Source organism: Methylobacter tundripaludum (genome assembly GCF_002934365.1).
Lineage (GTDB): Bacteria > Pseudomonadota > Gammaproteobacteria > Methylococcales > Methylomonadaceae > Methylobacter_A > Methylobacter_A tundripaludum_A.
This window is the reverse complement of sequence record NZ_PTIY01000001.1, coordinates 222411-239822: the sequence shown is the minus strand read 5'-3', so window position 1 is coordinate 239822 and position 17412 is coordinate 222411. Positions and strand designations below refer to the sequence as shown.

Here is a 17412-nt window from a genome sequence, read left to right as displayed (position 1 = left end):
CCCAGTCCAAAACTGCCGTTCTAATGTTCTTGATATTGTTATCGGCGGACAGTTTTTGTATTAAAGTCAAAATAGTAAATCCCTGGCAATTTAGTAAACATCCAATAACGCCGAAATGAGGATACCAGTGAAAAAGGACGTTGTTTTATATTTTGCCGGGGTATGCCTGTCTCTCTTAAAAAATTTGTCCAGACTTGCTTTTTTAAAAGCATAAAAAGCGCCATTCACTTTATTTTTATTGTAATACATACGGTTAGGGAGTGGTGCTATTCGTGGCCTTTGTGCGCCGGTATTAGAAGCGGCGGATAATGGCAGATTTTTGCCGCTATCCGCCCGTTTCATACCTCATAACAAGCCATGCTCGGCAAACGAATAAGGCTGGCCGTCACCGATAATGAAATGATCCAGCACCCGTATATCGAACAAGGCTAATGCCTGCTTGAGTTTTTCGGTGATGTGTTTGTCGGCCTGGCTGGGTTCGGAAATGCCGGATGGGTGGTTATGGGCGAAGATGACCGCCGCCGCATTATGGCGCAACGCCTGCTTGGCGACTTCCCTTGGATAAACGCTGGCGCCGTCTATCGTGCCCCTGAATAATTCATCCAGCTGGATGACCCGATGCTGATTGTCGAGAAACAGGCAGGCAAACACTTCATAGCTGTAGCCGCGCAGTTGGGCGCTGAGATAAGAGCGGGTGATTTCCGGGCTGGTCAAGGCGTTGCCGCGTTGCAATGCTTCCTTGAAATGTCGCCGGGCCATTTCCAGAACAGCCTGGAGCTGAACATAAGTGGCCTCGCCCAAGCCTTTGCCCCGGCAAAAGCGTTGCTGGTCTGATCCTAATAAGGCATTCAACGAACCAAAATCGGCGAGCAGCTCTCGAGCCAGATCGACCGCCGATTTGCCGGGCGAGCCGGTGCGCAGAAAAATAGCCAGTAGTTCCGCGTCGGTCAAAGCGGCTGAGCCGCGTTGCAACAGTTTTTCTCTGGGCCGGTCTTCTGCCGACCAATCTTTAATGGACATAGGTTCTCCCTAATGCGGTTGGTATTTAAGCATAGAAGAATTTCTTTAGACTTGCCATAATGTCGGTTTTGTTCAAGTCTCAGGGCATGACTATTAACAAGCATATTTTATTGGCCGTCAGTGGCGGCATTGCCGCCTACAAGTCGGCTGAGCTGGTCAGGCTGTTGCGAAAACAGGGCGCAGCCGTGCGCGTGGTGATGACCCGGTCGGCCATGCAGTTTGTCAGCCCGTTGACCTTTCAGGCGCTGTCCGGCAACCCGGTGCATAGCGAATTGCTGGATGCGGATGAAGAGCATGCGATGGGCCATATCAGTCTGGCGCGCTGGGCCGATGCGCTGATTATTGCGCCGGCAACGGCCAATACCCTTGCAAAATGCAGTCACGGTTTGGCGGACGATTTATTGTCGACGCTCTATCTGGCGGCGACTTGTCCGGTTTACGTCGCCCCGGCGATGAACCAGGCCATGTGGCATAAGCCGGTCACCCAGGAAAATATCCAGAAACTTAAAAGCCACGGCGTTACCGTGATCGGCCCCGAACAGGGCGATCAGGCTTGCGGCGAAACCGGCTTCGGCAGAATGTCCGAGCCTGCGGAAATTTGCAGACGATTAATGACTGAACCGGCGGCGCAGTGTTTAGCCGGGTTTAAGGTTTTAATCAGCGCCGGGCCGACCCGCGAACCTTTGGACCCGGTACGCTACATCACCAACCGCAGTTCCGGGAAAATGGGTTATGCGCTTGCCGCCGCCGCATTAAAAGCGGGCGCAAAGGTTACGTTGGTCAGCGGCCCGGTGTCGCTGCCTTCGCCCGCTAACGTGGAACTTATCAGCGTGGAAACGGCCGCACAAATGCATGCGGCTGTTCTATCCGAAGCCGCCGAGCACGATATTTACATCGGCGCGGCGGCGGTTGCCGATTACAGTCCGGTGCTGCCGGAACAACAGAAAATAAAAAAACAGGCCGGACAAACCACGCTGATCCTACAAAAAACCAGAGATATTCTGGCGGAAGTCGCACAACTCCCTAACCGTCCGTTCACGGTCGGCTTTGCTGCGGAAACTCACGATCTTGAACAATACGCGCTGGACAAATTGGCGCGGAAAAAGCTGGATATGATCGCGGCAAACTGGGTAGGGCGCGATTTGGGCGGTTTCGACAGCGAGCAGAATGCATTGCAGGTTTTCTGGAAAAACGGCCGGAAAGACTTCGCAATGACCGACAAAAATCATCTGGCCGAACAATTAATCGGCTTAATCGCAGAAAGAATGGAACATAAAAAAATATGAAAAGAGTACAGCTTAAAATTCTGGACGGCCGCTTAGGCAAGGACATTCCGCTGCCCGAGTATGCGACAGCGGGCTCGGCGGGCTTGGATTTACGCGCCTGTCTGGATGAGCCGGTCGAGTTAAAGCCGGGTGAGACCGTGTTGATTCCAACCGGTCTGGCGATTCATATTGACGATCACCAGTTGGCCGCCGTTTTATTGCCCAGATCGGGCCTAGGCCATAAACACGGCATCGTGTTGGGTAATCTGGTCGGGCTGATCGATTCGGATTACCAGGGCCAGGTTTTTATCTCCTGCTGGAACCGGGGCGACAGCGCTTTTACCATTAATATTGGCGAGCGCATCGCGCAAATGGTTTTTGTGCCGGTGGAGCAGGTACAGTTTGAACAAGTCGACGAGTTTGATCAAAGTTTGCGCGGTTCCGGCGGCTTTGGTCATACAGGCAGGCATTAAGCTTTTCCTTTCAGAGGCGCAAACATGGCACGACTATTTTCTTTACTGGCGGCGATTGCAGTTTTAATGATTCTGGCGGCCGGTGCCGGCGTTTACTGGGTCGGCACGACTCAAATCACGCAGGCCAAGCAGAATGCAACATTGGCTGTTGCAAACAGTGTCGCATCAAGCATAACCGCACAGGTCAACCTGCTAACCAATACGCTGGAAAAAATGGCGCAGGACCCCGAAGTGTTGGCTGCGGTTACCAGCGCCGACACGGCGCTGATGCCGCAGGTGGCCGCAAAGCTTGAAAAACATTTGCCCGAGGTCCTGAAGATCAGGCTGTTGCTGCCCGGCGTCACCGAGCTTGACGACAAAAGCGCGCCGAAAATGGGTTATGCCGATCTGGACATGGTGCGGGAGACTTTTACCAAAAATCAGCTGCCTGCTATACAAGGCGACAGCGGGCCTGACCGGCATCTGGCGATAACGCGCAGGATTGTCCAAAACGATCGGGTGGTCGGCGTTATTCTGGCCAGCTTGAATTACGGCTTTATCAGCAAGACCGTGCAGGCGGCCGGGTTAAAGGACGGACATCTTGAATTGAGACAGGCGGCGCTGGTGTTGGGTGCGGCCGGCGAGCCCGCCAGTGCGGAACCGAACGATGATGCGCAAATCAAGGTAGCGGGCACCGGTTGGGAGTTGCACTACCAATATGCCGACAGCGCAGCTTCCACGGAACCGATGCTCATAGTCGGCATCATCGCGCTTTGCGCCTTGCTGGCGCTGCTGGCTTTTTTCATCGGATGGAGGAAGCTTTCGGGGTTGCTGACGCAAGACCTGGGCAGTCTGTTGAAAGCCTGTAAGGACATGATGACCCATAAGCTACAGCCAACTTACCCGCTTAAGTTGGCTGAAATGAGTGCGGTTGTTTCGACTCTGGCGCAGTTTAAACGGGTTATGGATCATCAGGATGACGATGTAGCCGGCGATAAAAATCCTGTTGATGTTGAAATGAGCGGTTTTTTCGACGACTTTGACGACCTCAAGACCGCAGGCGGTACGACTTCATGGCCGGGAGAGGCGGAGCAAGACAAGGATCGCAATCCGGCTGTCGAAACCGGAAAACAGGAAATTGCTGAAAAAACCGTGCCGGATTTCTTCGACATGCCGCTTTCCAAAAAAAAAACAGCTGACTCAGGTACTATTTTTCGGGCTTATGACATCCGCGGCATCGTCGGCAAGACGCTGACCAAAGAAGTGGTTTACGACATCGGCCGTGCGCTGGGTACCCAGGCTAAAACGCAGGGCGTTAAAACAGTCGTGGTCGGCCGCGATGGCAGAACCTCCAGCCCTGTCCTGGCGGAAGCCCTGGCCAAAGGTATTATTGCAACCGGGCTCAATGTGCTGGATATAGGCATGGCGCCTACGCCGGTGCTTTATTTTGTCGCAAAACACACCGAAGGGCGTTCCGGCGTGATGATTACCGGCAGCCATAACCCTGCCGATTACAACGGCCTGAAGATGGTCATCAACGGCGAAACGCTGGCCGAGGAAAGCATCCGAGAGCTTAAAACCTGCATTGACAACCGGGCCTATGCAACGGGCAAATCCGGCAGCATCGAGCGGAACAGCCAATACGGCAATGAATACATCGGCATTATTTCCGAGGATATACATATCGCCAGACCCTTGTCCGTGGTGCTGGACTGCGGCAACGGCGTCGCCGGCGAACTGGGGCCGAAACTGCTCAAAACCCTGGGCTGTCAAGTGGTGGAGCTGTTCTGCGACATCGACGGCACTTTCCCGAATCATCATCCCGATCCCAGCAACCCCAAGAACCTCAGCGAATTGATTGCAACGGTCAAACATTACAAGGCCGACATCGGCATTGCGTTTGACGGCGACGGCGACCGTTTGGGCGTGGTTGATTCAAACGGCAAAATCATCTGGCCGGACCGGCAGATGATGCTGTTTGCGAAGGATGTGCTGGCCGGAAAACCCGGATCGGAAGTCATTTACGATGTGAAATGCAGCCGCCATCTGGCCGATCAGATTGTAAAATTCGGCGGCAGGCCGACGATGTGGAAAACCGGGCATTCATTGATGAAGGTAAAGCTGAAGGAAACCGGCGCCAGGTTGGCCGGTGAAATGAGCGGGCATATTTTCTTTAACGATCGCTGGTTCGGTTTTGACGATGCCTTGTATTCGGCTGCGCGTTTGATCGAAATACTGTCCAAAGACACGCGCAGCAGCGCCGAGGTTTTCGCCGATTTTCCCGACAGCATCAACACCCCGGAACTGAATGTTGCGCTGGAAGAGGGCGAAAACTTCAGCTTTATGGACAGCCTGCTTAAGGCCGCCAATTTTACCGGCGGTAAAATCACCGATATAGACGGAATGCGCGTCGATTTTTCAAACGGCTGGGGGCTGGTGCGGGCATCCAATACAACGCCGTCGCTGGTTATCCGTTTTGAAGCCGATTCGGATGCCGCCATGCTCAGCATTCAGGAGCAATTCAGGCAGCTGATGAAAAAAATCAAGCCTGATATTGCCTTGCCTTTTTAACAATCCGGTAAAAGCGTAGCGCCGGATAAACCCTATAAAGTTAAATACTATTTAACCCGCTTTCTTGTACAATAGCCGTGCTATCTATAGTGAAATAGTTGTTTATAGTTCCAGTTTTTTAACCCAGGAAAAAATAATGAAAAAAATAAAACTATTACTTGCTTTATCCTTGTTGTTTGGCCTGTTTAGCGCGTCTGCATTTGCCGATGCCCTGACGTCTAATAAAGACATCCTCGGCAGCTGGTTTCTGGAATATACAAAAAAATCGCCGGAAGATACCGAGAAAAAATTGATGGGTATGACCTGGGTATTTGATAACAGCCAACTGATCCAAAAAGATATTCCTCAGGTCAGAGGCAACCCTTATGATGCGCCTGCCGTCGACTATATTGTCGAAGACGGTAATTTAAAGGTCAGCATATTGGGCCGGGCGGGTAAATTCGACGTTTATTCGTTAGTCGAAAAAACCGATTCGACTATGGTGCTTAAAGACAATAAGTACGGCACTTACATGTACTTTAACAAAAAGTAAGCTCTCCCCTGTCGCCGAGACTTAAGTATAACCCTTAAGTCTCGGCAACCGCTCCTGCATAATCCACAAGGATGTACCGAATGCCGATATTGCAGGAGCGAATATCTGCCCATGCAGTCGCCGTCCCCCCCCCGCCCGCTTTTTCACCAGACAAAAAACGCTTTGAGTCCAGGATGGCGCCTGCCGCCGGGCATTGATGTTGTTTGGATGGATAATCGAATGATTTTAATGGATAATGCACACCTATTTACTTGATCTAACCTACGCAGTGAAGCAATGAAAAAAAAGATAGAGGAACTTATCCTGCAAGCCGTTGAAACACTTAAATCTGACGGTGTTCTCGCACAGGACATTACCCCGAATATTACTATAGACCGTACCCGTGATCCGCAACACGGCGATTTTGCTTCTAATCTGGCATTAATACTGGCGAAACCGGCCAAGACCAATCCGCGCCAGCTGGCTGAGAAACTGATGGTCGCATTGCCGCAAGATGCGGCAATTATTAAAGTTGAGTTGGCGGGTCCCGGCTTCATCAACTTCTTTATCGATCCTACGGCCCAATTTCAAATTATCCGGCAAATCCACGATGAAGGCCGTGAGTTCGGCTTGAGTCAAGTCGGCGAGGGCAAAAGAGTCCAGGTTGAATTTGTGTCGGCCAATCCTACCGGTCCCTTGCATGTCGGACATGGCCGTGGAGCCGCCTACGGCTCTGTCGTTGCCGATTTATTGCAGGCGGTCGGTTTTGACGTGCACCGCGAATATTATGTCAATGACGCCGGCCGGCAGATGGACATACTCGCCACCAGCATCTGGCTCAGATACCTCGAGGAATGCGGCGAAGTGGTGAATTTCCCCAGCAACGGCTACAGGGGCGAATATGTCCGCGAAATTGCCTGGGACATTCATAAAAACGCCAGTAACGAATATCGCAGACCTGTAGAGCTGGTATTTGAAGACATCCCGGCCGATGAACCTGCGGGCGGCGACAAGGAACAACATATCGATGCGTTGATCGCCCGCGCCAAAACCTTGCTGGGCGCATCGCTGTACCAGGACTTTTTTCAAATAGGCCTGAACAACATCCTGGAAGATATAAAATTGGACTTGAGCGAGTTCGGCGTCGATTATCAGGAATGGTTTTCGGAACGCCAGCTGATGGATGACGGCTCGGTGGAACAAGCGCTGGGGCGCTTACGCGCCGCCGGCCATCTTTACGAACAGGATGGCGCGACCTGGTTTGCTTGCGCCAAGTTGGGCGACGAAAAAGACCGGGTCGTGGTTCGCGATAACGGTCAATCCACCTATTTCGCGTCCGATATTGCCTACCACATGAACAAGCTGGATCGCGGTTTCGATCGCATCATCAACATCTGGGGAGCCGATCATCATGGCTATATTCCCAGGGTCAGGGCCGCGATTCAGGCCTTGGGCGCCGATGAATCCAAGTTGAAAGTGCTGTTGGTCCAGTTTGCCTCGCTGTATCGCGGCGAAGAAAAAGTGCAAATGTCGACCCGCTCCGGCGAATTCGTCACCTTGCGGCAATTGCGCAATGAAGTCGGCAAAGATGCGGCGCGTTTCTTTTACGTGATGCGCCGGTCGGAACAGCATATGGATTTCGACCTGAAACTGGCGACCTCCAGATCCAACGAGAACCCGGTGTTTTATGTGCAGTACGCCTATGCCAGGGTATGCAGCGTGTTGCGTCAACTGGATGAGAAAAATCTGGAGCGCGACTTGCTGCTGGGCATGTCCAACCTGACGCTATTGGCCGAGGAACACGAAACCAACCTGCTGGGAACGCTGGCGCGCTACCCCGAAACCCTGGAACGCGCCGCGTTGCAATACGAGCCGCATCAGCTGATTCAATACCTGCGCGAATTGGCGACCGAGTTCCACACTTACTACAATGCGCATCAATTCCTTGTTGATGACGCAAAGGTGCGCAACGCAAGGCTCAACCTGATTTGCGCGGTAAAACAGGTATTGGCGAACGGCTTGAACTTGCTGAATATCAACACACCTGAAGCAATGTAACATGGCTAAAGACTACAAACACAGAGCGAAGCACAATCACAGACAAAAGTCGGAGAGCCTTAGTCTGTGGCGCTGGATGCTGATTACGGCATTGATAATTTCGTTTGTAGTCTTCTTGGTTTATTTAAGCAATATCGGATCGAAGCAAACATCCCCGCAGCCGGATGTAGCGGCAGCGCCGGAAGCGGCAAAAAGCGAAGCGCCCAAGCCGGAGAAAAAGCCTGAGGGGCCGGTGTTGCCGCAGTTTGATTTTTACACCATCCTGCCTGAAAAAGAAGTCATCGTGCCGGATTACGAAATTAATACGCGCGCCAGGGAAGAGCGGGTAGGGCAGGCAAAAACCGCCAGTTATATTTTACAGGCCGGTTCGTTTAAAGACTTTAAAGATGCCGACAGCTTAAGAGCCAAGCTGGCGTTGATGGGGATTGAATCCAAAGTCGAGAAAGCCAAAGTCGGCAATGTGGTTTGGAATCGAGTCAAAATGGGGCCTTATGCCCAAATGACCAGCGTCAGCGCCATTCGCGCCAGATTAAGGGAAAACGGTATTGACGTGATCGTCATGGAAGCCAGCCGCTAAAGCGCTTAGAAAGAACAGCACATCACCACGAAGACGTTAACGATCGCCATTTCAAATTCATGCAAGGCGGCCGTTACATGCTCCTCCCCCTCTACGTTCCGTCCGGCAGGATTGTTCTTTGCCTGACTCCTTTCTGCTCACGCCCTGAAGGGACGGCAAACCTATCAAAGCCCCAAAATAGTATTCGGAGCCTATGCGCTGTGCTATGCTTTTTTCAATATATAAAATACAGGGGGGGGAATTGATATGGGTTTAGCATTAAAGGATACTCAACACCATTGCTACGGCGATTACCTGACTTGGCCTGACGATATGCGCTATGAGCTGATCGATGGCAGCGCCTATGCGATGTCTCCGGCTCCCGATCTGGCGCATCAGGATGTGGCGGGGGAAATTTATCGTCAGGCGGCAAACATTTTAACCGGTAAACCTTGCCGCGCTTTCATTGCGCCGGTCGATGTCCGATTGCCGAAACAGAATGAAGCGGACGAAAGCATCGATACCGTCGTACAGCCGGACGTATTGGTGGTCTGCGACAGCAACAAACTGGACCGACGCGGTGTGCGCGGCGCACCGGACTGGATCGTGGAAGTCTTGTCTCCGTCCACGGCCGGTCACGATCAAATAAGAAAACGCAATCTTTACGAACGCCATGGCGTAAAAGAATATTGGCTGATTCACCCGGTTGATCGGGTGCTGACCGTTTACCGGCTGATCGGCGATGAATACGGAAAGCCCGAACTCTATGAATTAAATGGCGAAACCCAAGTCGGCGTGTTGCCGGATATTGTGATCCGCTGGGATGAATTGGTTACGCGATTGCCGGTTGATTATTGACGATCGTCGGGCAAAGTGAAAAAGCGCGCGATGCGCCCGGATTAACCGCCCATTCAGAACAAAGACGGGTTGATTCGCCACGAAGATACGAAGAAAAGACCAGGCAAAACGTTGCGAAACAGGGAATCCCTAAACCTTGTTCCGAGAGAAGTGTATAACGCAAGATCCTGAGTGTTCCTCTATTATGCGGTTCCGCATATCCAGCCTGCCATCAATAGACTATGGCCTCACCTTTAATAATCCAAAAGTTGCAGTTGGAGTGTAAGGAACTTTCGACCATGTTCAAAAGATCATTATCGAAGCAGAGGCTTACCTCCGCTCATTTACAATGCGTAACTGCGGTTTTTAGGTTTATGTCAACCAGGTACGATCGCATCCTGAATTACGAATAACATTGATTATCATTTGCTGGTTGGGTAAGATATTGACTCACTTATTCTGAGGTTTATTTGGGCTTTTTGCTTCAATGCAGCTCTGTTCGAACCGTCTAGCAAAGGAAAATTGTATGTTACGAACAAATCGACTCTTTGTGCCGTTATCACTGGCCGTTATCACCGGTAGTTTTGCATCCGGCGCAGAAAGCGCGGACAAACCCACTGAAATCAAAACCTTGGGCACAGTCAGCATCGTTGGCAGTCCTGCGGAGGTAAAAGACATGCCGGCGTCTGCGCAGGTTATTACTACCGAACAGATACGTGAGCAAAGTTACAGCGATATTAACCGCATATTGCGACGCGCCCCCGGCGTCAATATCCGTGAGGAAGACGGTTTTGGCTTATTCCCTAATATCAGCTTCCGCGGCGTCGATACGACGCGTAGCGCCAAAATCACAGTCATGGAAGACGGCGTATTGACCGCGCCTGCGCCCTATTCGGCGCCCGCCGCTTATTACAACCCGGCCGGCGGGCGCATGAGTGGCGTCGAAGTCTTAAAAGGTTCAAGCCAAATCGGTTACGGCCCGCATATCACAGGCGGCGTGCTCAATTATTTGTCGACCGCAATTCCCAACACCGGCAAAGCCTATCTCAAGACGATCTACGGCAGTTATAACGAAGTCAGAAGCCACGGTTATGTCGGTAACACGCTGGAAACCAAGCACGGGCGTTTCGGTTATTTGGTGGAAGGCTTTTATCGGGATTCAGACGGATTCAAGACCATTGATCAAACCGCCGATTTCCATAACGGCGACCAAACCGGCTTCCAGCAGGTTGAGCCTATGGCGCGCTTATCCTGGGAGCCTAATACCGATTTATACCAAAAAATGGAAGTCAAGTTCGGCTATTCCAGTATGGATGCCGATGAAACCTACTTAGGCACGAGTGAAGCGGATTTTAGAAGCGATCCATACCGGCGCTACTCTTCAACGCGTTTCGACAACATCGATTCCAACCGTTTGGGCGGCTTTGCCCGTTATTTCATTTCGCCGACCGATAACCTGGATATTGTTACAACCGCGTACTATAGCGAGTTCGACCGTAACTGGAGCAAACTGGACAGCATTAGCGGCACTGGGATCAGCGGAACTCTGGCCTCAGCACTGGCCGGAGCTAACGGGGGCAACGGCCTTGCCTGCCTTAAGGGCGATCGTGCGTGTACCCTGCGTGTCCGGGACAACAACCGCAGTTATTATCTGGGCGGGGTTGAAACCGCAGCGACTTACCGTGTTGACTTAGGCGCTACGCATCATGAGTTGAACGGCGGTTTCCGTTACCACGAAGACCAGGAAACCCGGTTTCAACACGACACCACCTACAACCAGACGTCGAGCGGCACTATTTCCGGGAGCACCGTTGGCGCGCCGGGCAGCCAGGATGACCGCTCAGGGCTTACCAATGCCTATGCCTTCTTCCTGAAAGACCGTATCGAATTGGGCAAATGGGGTTTTACGCCGGGTATCCGCTACGAACATCTGAATCAAACGTATATAAACAACAAAGCGCCGAATACCAACGGTTCCAGCTCACTGGACTTATATGCCGGGGGCGCCAGTCTGGATTACCGCTTTAACGACGATTTCATGATGTTCACCAGCGCGCATCGCGGATTCTCGCCGCCAAGCCCGCAAAACTCCGTGATTGACAAGCTGGAAGAAGAAACCAGCAACGCTTACGAGCTGGGCGGGCGTTATACACATGGCGCTTTTTCAGCGGAGCTCACCGGTTTCTATACCCAGTTTGAGAACTTACTGGTGGTCAACAATATCGGCGGTGCAGGAACCGGACAAAGCGAAAACTTCGGCATGGTTGACAGCCGAGGCGTCGAATTGGCGATGAACTTCGACGCCGGGAATGCTTTCGGTTGGGGTTTCCGCAACCCTTACTTCGTATCCTTTACATACACCGATACCGAGCAGCTCAATGCCGCGACTTCGACGGACGCCGAATCGATTTTCAGTTACGGCGCAAAAGGTAACCGCATCCCGTATATTCCCGAATATACGCTCAGTTTCGGCAGCGGATTGCATTTTGACCGGTATGGCGTCGAAGTTTCCGCCAATTATGTCGGGGAAACATTTGCCAGCGCTAACAACACCGCGTATCAAGTAAACGGTGCGGGTGCCGCCGACTCGCGCTTCGGTAAAACGGACGATTACGTCATTGCCGATGTCTCGGCATATTATAAAATCGTCAAAGGCGTAAAGATTCTTGGCGGCATACAAAATCTATCCAACGAAGAGTATTTGGTTTCCAGGCAGCCGTATGGCCCCCGTCCAGGGATGCCCATATTCGCCTATGGCGGGTTTGAAGTCGATTTCGACATCTGAGGGCTTTGATAATACTGTTGTCGCCATCCCGGAAAGAATGCGAGACATATTCTTGCCGGGATGGCGACTTACTGTAATGACAGTGTCCCGAAAATCCTGAACAGTAGACCGCCGTCGCTGAACAGAGCCTTGCCTAACCATCAGCGGAATCAAAAACCTACCGTTCATCCCGAGCTTGCCGAAGGATTAAATCAGCGCTTCCTTAGAGCGGCAGAGGCAATTTGATAACATTCGGACGGGGTTACAAACCCCGTCTTACTTAGCGTTGTTGCGATTGCCGATGTGTGGCAATGAAGTCAAAAAGCGATGGGCGGTCATTTACCCCCATTCGCGGCCGTATCGCTCTTAGAAGGCGGAGCATAGGCCGCCGACCAGACATAGCCGCTGCCGGCGTTGCAGGATGCCCCGCCTTGCCCAATCTGATAAGGCCCCGAATAGATCGGGCATTCGCAGTTGGCGAACCCAGTCGGCTTACCGCTGGAATCCCGTTCAAAGGTGCAAGGCGCTGTCATACAGCCCGCATAAGAGGCCGAAGAGCCGGCGCAACTGGTCTGATCTTTGCCATAGCTTTTTATCTTGGCAAAGCTGAAAGTAGAGAGTAATTCAGCCTTTGGGGCCATCGGTGCTACGCCATTCGCGCCGGCCTGCAAATAACCGCAAACCGGGGCTGTCGGAAGATAGGGGACAGTCTTTCCGAGCAGCGCCAATGCTTTTCCGGCAGCTTCCGAAACCATATTACGGCACTTCTCGCCATTCAGGCCGCAGACGCGAACGGTTTCGACATAAGCTTCGGTATTAATAATGGAATTAATATCAACATACGAATCCCCGGATTCCGCATAGCAGCGGCAATCTGCAACGTTCGGGTTATCTTTGGACACTGTGCAGGGTAAACTGGGTAGCGTCTCTTTGGGTATTTTGCTGGCCGGCGCGGCACTCGGACCGGAATAGTAGCAAAGTGCGTAGCCACTGGAAGAACAGGCCAGGAAGTTGGTCGGCGATAATACGATATTGGCTGCGGCAGGGCCGTATTCGGTCGTCCAGAACTCGTTTTTAACAAAGGGGGCCGGACAATCCTGCTTGCACGTTGCAGGCATATCCTCCGCCCTGGCAACACCGGACAACAGGCATAGCAATGCAAGCAGTTCAAACACATAGCGAAATTGAGTCTTCATAATATGATTCCTAGGTTTTTGACAGCGTGGGTAATATTGGCGTTGATTCCAATATTGTATAAAAGGCAGGATCTGCCCCATTCTTTGTTGCAGGTAAGCAATCGGTTTTTTTGCGGATAAAGTTCGTGGCTGGTTTCGCGGTAGCATACTGCCAAAAACGTGTAACATCAAAAATAAGCCGCCATATCGTTCTTGCCCTGTTTGGAAAAATCCGGGCAAAGGGCTGTTCGATCATCCTGACATGGCGGATTGCTGCCGCGAATCCGCCTTACAGCTTTACAGCGTTACCCGGCTTATCAGTATCAAAAAACATAACAATAAATTTGATATTGACAGCAAAATATCTGATAGTACAATTTGATTATCAAAATAAAAAGGTGAATTTTATGAATGTAAAAGCTATTGTTGATATGTTTGGCGGGCAAACCGCATTGGCAGCATTGATTGGCAAAGGTCAGAGCACTGTAGCCTATTGGGTTAAGGCGGAATCTATTCCGGCAAGATGGCATCCAAAACTATTAATGTTGGCATTAGACAGAGGAATTAATCTTTCTGCGCAAGATTTCATTGAGCAGCCAACCATTGAACAAGACTATCAAACTCCTATGGAAACTAAGGCGGTATCAAAGCAAGAAATATCAAAGGCCATTCAGTTAGAAAATGAAGTTTATAGGGAAGACTCACCTTTTTTATTTTATGCGGCAGAGGATGGCACTATTAAGGTTCAAGTATTGATAGGCGATGAAACAGTATGGGCATCACAAAAAGGGATGGGGGAAATTTTTGATGTTGAATCAAATACCGTGACTTATCATCTAAAAAACATATTTGAAACCAATGAATTAGATGAAGATGCAGTTACTCGAAAAATTCGAGTAACTGCATCAGATGACAAAAACTATGACACCAATTTTTACAGCTTAGATGCAATAATTTCAGTAGGTTATAGGATAAACTCTGTTCGGGCAACTCAGTTCAGAAAATGGGCAACAACAGTTTTGAAAGATTATTTGATTAAAGGCTTTGTTTTGAATGATGAAAGACTTAAACAAGGAAATCAACTTTTTGGCAAAGATTATTTTGATGATTTGCTTGAAAAGATCCGGGAAATCAGAGCCTCTGAAAGACGATTTTATCAAAAAGTAACGGACATATATGCGCAATGCAGTATTGACTACGACAAAGATTCACCAATAACACAGCAGTTTTATGCTCATGTTCAAGATAAATTACATTATGCAATTCATGGTCATACATCATCCGAACTTATTAAATTGAGAGCCGATGCGACAAAGCCTCATATGGGAGTTCAAACATGGAAGAACGAAGGCAAAAAAGGAAAAATCACTAAATTAGATGTTACTGTCGGTAAGAACTACTTATCAAAAGATGAAATTGATAATTTAAATAGACTCGTATCAATGTACTTAGACTGGGCCGAGAATTTTGCTAGAAGGCATAAGCCATTATCAATGAAGGACTGGACAGAAAAGTTAGATGGTTTTTTGGATTTCAATGCCTATGATGTGCTTTCTGATTATGGAAAAGTGCGTCGAGAAGAGGCCAATAGACATGCCTTAAAAGAATTTGAAAAATTTAGAGTAATTCAAGACAGAGAATACAAATCAGATTTCGATAAAGTTATCGATAATATAAAAACGAACAAAAAGCTATCCGATTAATTTTTGTTATCTTCAGGCGTGAGGAGCATTTCGGTCCACGCCTTTATTTTTTTCATCTTTTAAGCTCTTGCTACATAATACAGAGGATTACGCTAAACCTCCTCCTTATCATCCTCATCCCCAGCCATATCCGAAATCTCCTTTAACCTTGAGATGGCCTTAAAATTAATACTGTCTTCCGGGTACATGCCTTCGCTATCTAACACGCCAGCCGATTCCCCGGTCAATAACTCCAGCGTTTCATCGACGTTGGAAACCGCATAAACCGCAAACAGCCCCTTTGCCACAGCATCGATCACTTCCTGTTTCAGCATCAGGTTACGCTTGTTGGCGGCCGGGATAATGGCGGCATGTTGGCCGTTAAGGCCGCGCGCCTGGCACAGCCGGAAGAAGCCTTCTATTTTCTCGTTAACGCCGCCGACCGCCTGCACTTCGCCGTACTGGTTGATCGAGCCGGTCACTGCGAAGGTCTGTTTGATCGGTATCCGGGTCAGCGCTGAAATAAGGCAGCACAGCTCGGCCAGCGAGGCGCTGTCGCCGTCGATATAGCCGTAGGATTGTTCGATCGCGATGCTGGCCGATATGGCCAGCGGAAATAGCTGGGCATAGGTGTGTCCCAGATAGCCGGTCAGGATCATCACGCCTTTGGAGTGGATGGCCTGGCCCAGTTCCACTTCCCGCTCGACATCGACGATGCCCCTGGAACCGGGGTAAACGCTGGCGGTGATGCGCACCGGCGCGCCGAAGCTGCTGCCGCCGACTTCCATTACGGTCAGGCCGTTGACTTTGCCTATCGCGTCGCCGTCGGTATCGATCAGGATGGTGCCGACCAGCATTTCCTCGAGGATGTTCTCGGGCAATCTGCCGTTGCGATGCTCTCTGGCGGCCAGCGCCTGTTCGATATGAGAGCGGTCGCAAACCGGCTGGTCGTCGGGCCTGCAAAACAGGTTGGCTTCGGCGATGATTTCCAGCGAGTCTTTGATCCGGGCGGAAAAATGATGCTGGTTTTCCGCAAGGCGGCAGCTGTGCTCGATCAGGCATTCAATCGCCGTTCGCGTCAACGGTTTGGCCCCGGAATCTGCGGCCTGCTTGATCATCAGCAGGATGAAGCGTTGCATCGACTCGTCGTTACGCGGGATGTAGTTGTCAAAGTCGGCCAGGATTTTGAACATCTCGTTAAACTCGTCATCCAGCTCTTCCAGCAGATAATAAATGTCTCTGGAGCCGACCAGGATCACCTTGACGTTCAGCGGGATGACTTCCGGCTTCAGGGTGATGGTGTTGATGCCGAGGTCCGAATAAGGCGATTCGATTTCAATGCGGCCGGATTGCAGCGCGCGTTTGAGGCCTTCCCAGACGAACGGATAATTCAGCAGTTTTTCGGCATCGAGGATCAGGTAACCGCCGTTGGCTTTATGCAATGAACCGGCGCAAATCCGGCGGTAATTGGTCACCAGCGTACCCTGGTCGCTGACGTATTCGATGCGGCCGAACAGGTTTTGGTAAATCGGGTGCGGCTCGTAAATCACCGGTGCGCCGCATTCCTGCTTGTTATCGACCAGGATGTTGGGCGCGTACAGCTCGGTCAGCAGCAGCCGCTTGCTGGTGTTGTCCTGCGGCTCCGGCGTCCGGCTGGGCATCAGGTAATCGGCAATGGTGTTGCCGAGGTTTTTTTTGATTTCCGCCAGGAAGGTGATCACATCATCGATATTCTGGTAACTGTCGTTCAGTTCGGCAAACAACGGCTCTATCGCCAGATCGATGGTGTCGTTATCCAGTTGCTTGATTTTTTCAACCATGGCTCTGCGCCACTGGGGCAATTCCAGCAAGACATCGCTGAGGTATTCTTCCAGTTCTTCGACACGCTTGTGGAAGACTTCCCGTTCCGTCAGCGGCAATTGGGTGAATTGGTCTTCATTCAGCGCCTTGTTGTCGCGGATAGGCGCAAAAGAAATCGATTCGTTTTCCCTGAACAATGCAATGTCCAATGCTTGGGCCTTTTTATCGACCAGATCGATCGCATTGTTATAGTACTGGTTAAAATGGCGTTCGATAGCGCTCTTTTTCTGCTGGTAAGTCGGGCTTTCGAACGCGGCGGGAAAGGTCGCCAGCAGGTTGTCGATCAGTTTTTCGATGTCCTTGCTGAGCGTCTGGCCGTGTTCGGCGGGCAACTCAACGGCCATCGGCTCTCTCGGATTGCCGAAATTATCGACATAAGCATAGGAGGGCGGCGCGGGCAGCGTTTTTGCCTGGGTATGCAGATGGTTGGTAATCATCGACAAGCGGCCCAATCCCGGCTCGCCCATCACAAAAACATTGTAGCCGGGATTGTTCATCGCGATGCCGAATTCAAGCGCCGATTGGGCTCTGGACTGGCCTAAAATAGTCTCGGGCAGCTTCGGCGCGGTGGGGAACTCAAAGCCCGCCAAATCGACATTCAGTTTCAGTGATTCAAGGGGAAGCTTTAAGGTATTAGGCATGGACAAGAGACGTTCTCGGA

The 17412-nt window shown here is 51.0% G+C and carries 14 protein-coding genes; 9 read left to right on the top strand and 5 right to left on the bottom strand.

The annotated features are described in order from the left end of the window. Window positions 1-90 precede the first annotated feature (90 nt). Both B0F88_RS19140 and radC read right to left on the bottom strand, forming a co-directional pair. Entirely contained in the window at window positions 91-342 is a 252-nt protein-coding gene (locus tag B0F88_RS19140) for a hypothetical protein (protein WP_146083293.1), read from the bottom strand. Window positions 343-345: 3 nt separating this feature from the next. Beyond that, a complete protein-coding gene (gene radC / locus B0F88_RS01135; protein WP_104422095.1) occupies window positions 346-1020 on the bottom strand; it encodes a RadC family protein in 675 nt (224 codons plus the stop codon). A gap of 86 nt (window positions 1021-1106) precedes the next feature. On the opposite strand from radC, the gene coaBC reads away from it, so the two are divergent. From coaBC to B0F88_RS01115, 4 genes are all read left to right on the top strand, one after another. Next, window positions 1107-2306: a bifunctional phosphopantothenoylcysteine decarboxylase/phosphopantothenate--cysteine ligase CoaBC gene (gene coaBC / locus B0F88_RS01130; protein WP_104422286.1), complete on the top strand. Its 1200-nt coding sequence runs from the start codon at window positions 1107-1109 to the stop codon at window positions 2304-2306. After that, a complete protein-coding gene (gene dut, locus B0F88_RS01125) occupies window positions 2303-2758 on the top strand; it encodes a dUTP diphosphatase (protein WP_104422094.1) in 456 nt (151 codons plus the stop codon). Before coaBC ends, dut begins: the two co-directional genes overlap by 4 nt. 24 nt (window positions 2759-2782) lie before the next feature. Continuing rightward, window positions 2783-5308, top strand: coding sequence for a phosphomannomutase/phosphoglucomutase (locus B0F88_RS01120; protein WP_104422093.1), 2526 nt, complete (start codon window positions 2783-2785; stop codon window positions 5306-5308). Window positions 5309-5444: 136 nt separating this feature from the next. Beyond that, window positions 5445-5840, top strand: coding sequence for a hypothetical protein (locus B0F88_RS01115; protein ID WP_104422092.1), 396 nt, complete (start codon window positions 5445-5447; stop codon window positions 5838-5840). Window positions 5841-5874: 34 nt separating this feature from the next. Here B0F88_RS01115 and B0F88_RS19135 read toward each other — a convergent pair whose 3' ends face one another. Continuing rightward, entirely contained in the window at window positions 5875-6081 is a 207-nt protein-coding gene (locus B0F88_RS19135) for a hypothetical protein (RefSeq protein WP_146083292.1), read from the bottom strand. A 35-nt stretch (window positions 6082-6116) separates the two neighbouring features. On the opposite strand from B0F88_RS19135, the gene argS reads away from it, so the two are divergent. The 4 genes from argS (at window position 6117) to B0F88_RS01095 (ending at window position 12055) form a co-directional block, all read left to right on the top strand. Next, window positions 6117-7877 carry an arginine--tRNA ligase gene (argS, locus tag B0F88_RS01110; RefSeq protein WP_104422091.1) on the top strand — a complete coding sequence of 587 codons (1761 nt, stop codon included), beginning with the start codon at window positions 6117-6119 and terminating at the stop codon, window positions 7875-7877. Between the two features lies 1 nt (window position 7878). Next, the gene (locus B0F88_RS01105) at window positions 7879-8454 is read left to right on the top strand and encodes an SPOR domain-containing protein (RefSeq protein ID WP_104422090.1); all 576 of its coding nucleotides are present in this window, start codon (window positions 7879-7881) and stop codon (window positions 8452-8454) included. Between the two features lie 246 nt (window positions 8455-8700). Then, the gene (locus B0F88_RS01100) at window positions 8701-9291 is read left to right on the top strand and encodes a Uma2 family endonuclease (RefSeq protein WP_104422089.1); all 591 of its coding nucleotides are present in this window, start codon (window positions 8701-8703) and stop codon (window positions 9289-9291) included. A 505-nt stretch (window positions 9292-9796) separates the two neighbouring features. After that, on the top strand, window positions 9797-12055 hold the full coding sequence (locus B0F88_RS01095) for a TonB-dependent receptor family protein (RefSeq protein ID WP_104422088.1): 2259 nt from the start codon (window positions 9797-9799) through the stop codon (window positions 12053-12055). A 314-nt stretch (window positions 12056-12369) separates the two neighbouring features. Here B0F88_RS01095 and B0F88_RS01090 read toward each other — a convergent pair whose 3' ends face one another. Beyond that, window positions 12370-13230 (bottom strand): hypothetical protein, encoded by an 861-nt coding sequence (locus B0F88_RS01090; RefSeq protein WP_104422087.1) that lies wholly within the window; start codon window positions 13228-13230, stop codon window positions 12370-12372. Between the two features lie 125 nt (window positions 13231-13355). On the opposite strand from B0F88_RS01090, the gene B0F88_RS01080 reads away from it, so the two are divergent. Further along, window positions 13356-14912 carry a virulence RhuM family protein gene (locus B0F88_RS01080; RefSeq protein WP_219820737.1) on the top strand — a complete coding sequence of 519 codons (1557 nt, stop codon included), beginning with the start codon at window positions 13356-13358 and terminating at the stop codon, window positions 14910-14912. A 92-nt stretch (window positions 14913-15004) separates the two neighbouring features. Here B0F88_RS01080 and B0F88_RS01075 read toward each other — a convergent pair whose 3' ends face one another. After that, window positions 15005-17392 (bottom strand): Lon protease family protein, encoded by a 2388-nt coding sequence (locus B0F88_RS01075; RefSeq protein WP_104422085.1) that lies wholly within the window; start codon window positions 17390-17392, stop codon window positions 15005-15007. Window positions 17393-17412 lie beyond the last annotated feature (20 nt).

Coding starts and splice junctions, on each gene's coding strand:
- radC (WP_104422095.1), bottom strand. CDS start 1,020: ATGTCCATTAAAGATTGGTCGGCAGAAGACCGGCCCAGAGAAAAACTG.
- dut (WP_104422094.1), top strand. CDS start 2,303: ATGAAAAGAGTACAGCTTAAAATTCTGGACGGCCGCTTAGGCAAGGAC.
- B0F88_RS19140 (WP_146083293.1), bottom strand. CDS start 342: ATGAAACGGGCGGATAGCGGCAAAAATCTGCCATTATCCGCCGCTTCT.
- B0F88_RS01115 (WP_104422092.1), top strand. CDS start 5,445: ATGAAAAAAATAAAACTATTACTTGCTTTATCCTTGTTGTTTGGCCTG.
- B0F88_RS01100 (WP_104422089.1), top strand. CDS start 8,701: ATGGGTTTAGCATTAAAGGATACTCAACACCATTGCTACGGCGATTAC.
- B0F88_RS01090 (WP_104422087.1), bottom strand. CDS start 13,230: ATGAAGACTCAATTTCGCTATGTGTTTGAACTGCTTGCATTGCTATGC.
- coaBC (WP_104422286.1), top strand. CDS start 1,107: ATGACTATTAACAAGCATATTTTATTGGCCGTCAGTGGCGGCATTGCC.
- B0F88_RS01105 (WP_104422090.1), top strand. CDS start 7,879: ATGGCTAAAGACTACAAACACAGAGCGAAGCACAATCACAGACAAAAG.
- B0F88_RS01075 (WP_104422085.1), bottom strand. CDS start 17,392: ATGCCTAATACCTTAAAGCTTCCCCTTGAATCACTGAAACTGAATGTC.
- B0F88_RS01120 (WP_104422093.1), top strand. CDS start 2,783: ATGGCACGACTATTTTCTTTACTGGCGGCGATTGCAGTTTTAATGATT.
- B0F88_RS01095 (WP_104422088.1), top strand. CDS start 9,797: ATGTTACGAACAAATCGACTCTTTGTGCCGTTATCACTGGCCGTTATC.
- argS (WP_104422091.1), top strand. CDS start 6,117: ATGAAAAAAAAGATAGAGGAACTTATCCTGCAAGCCGTTGAAACACTT.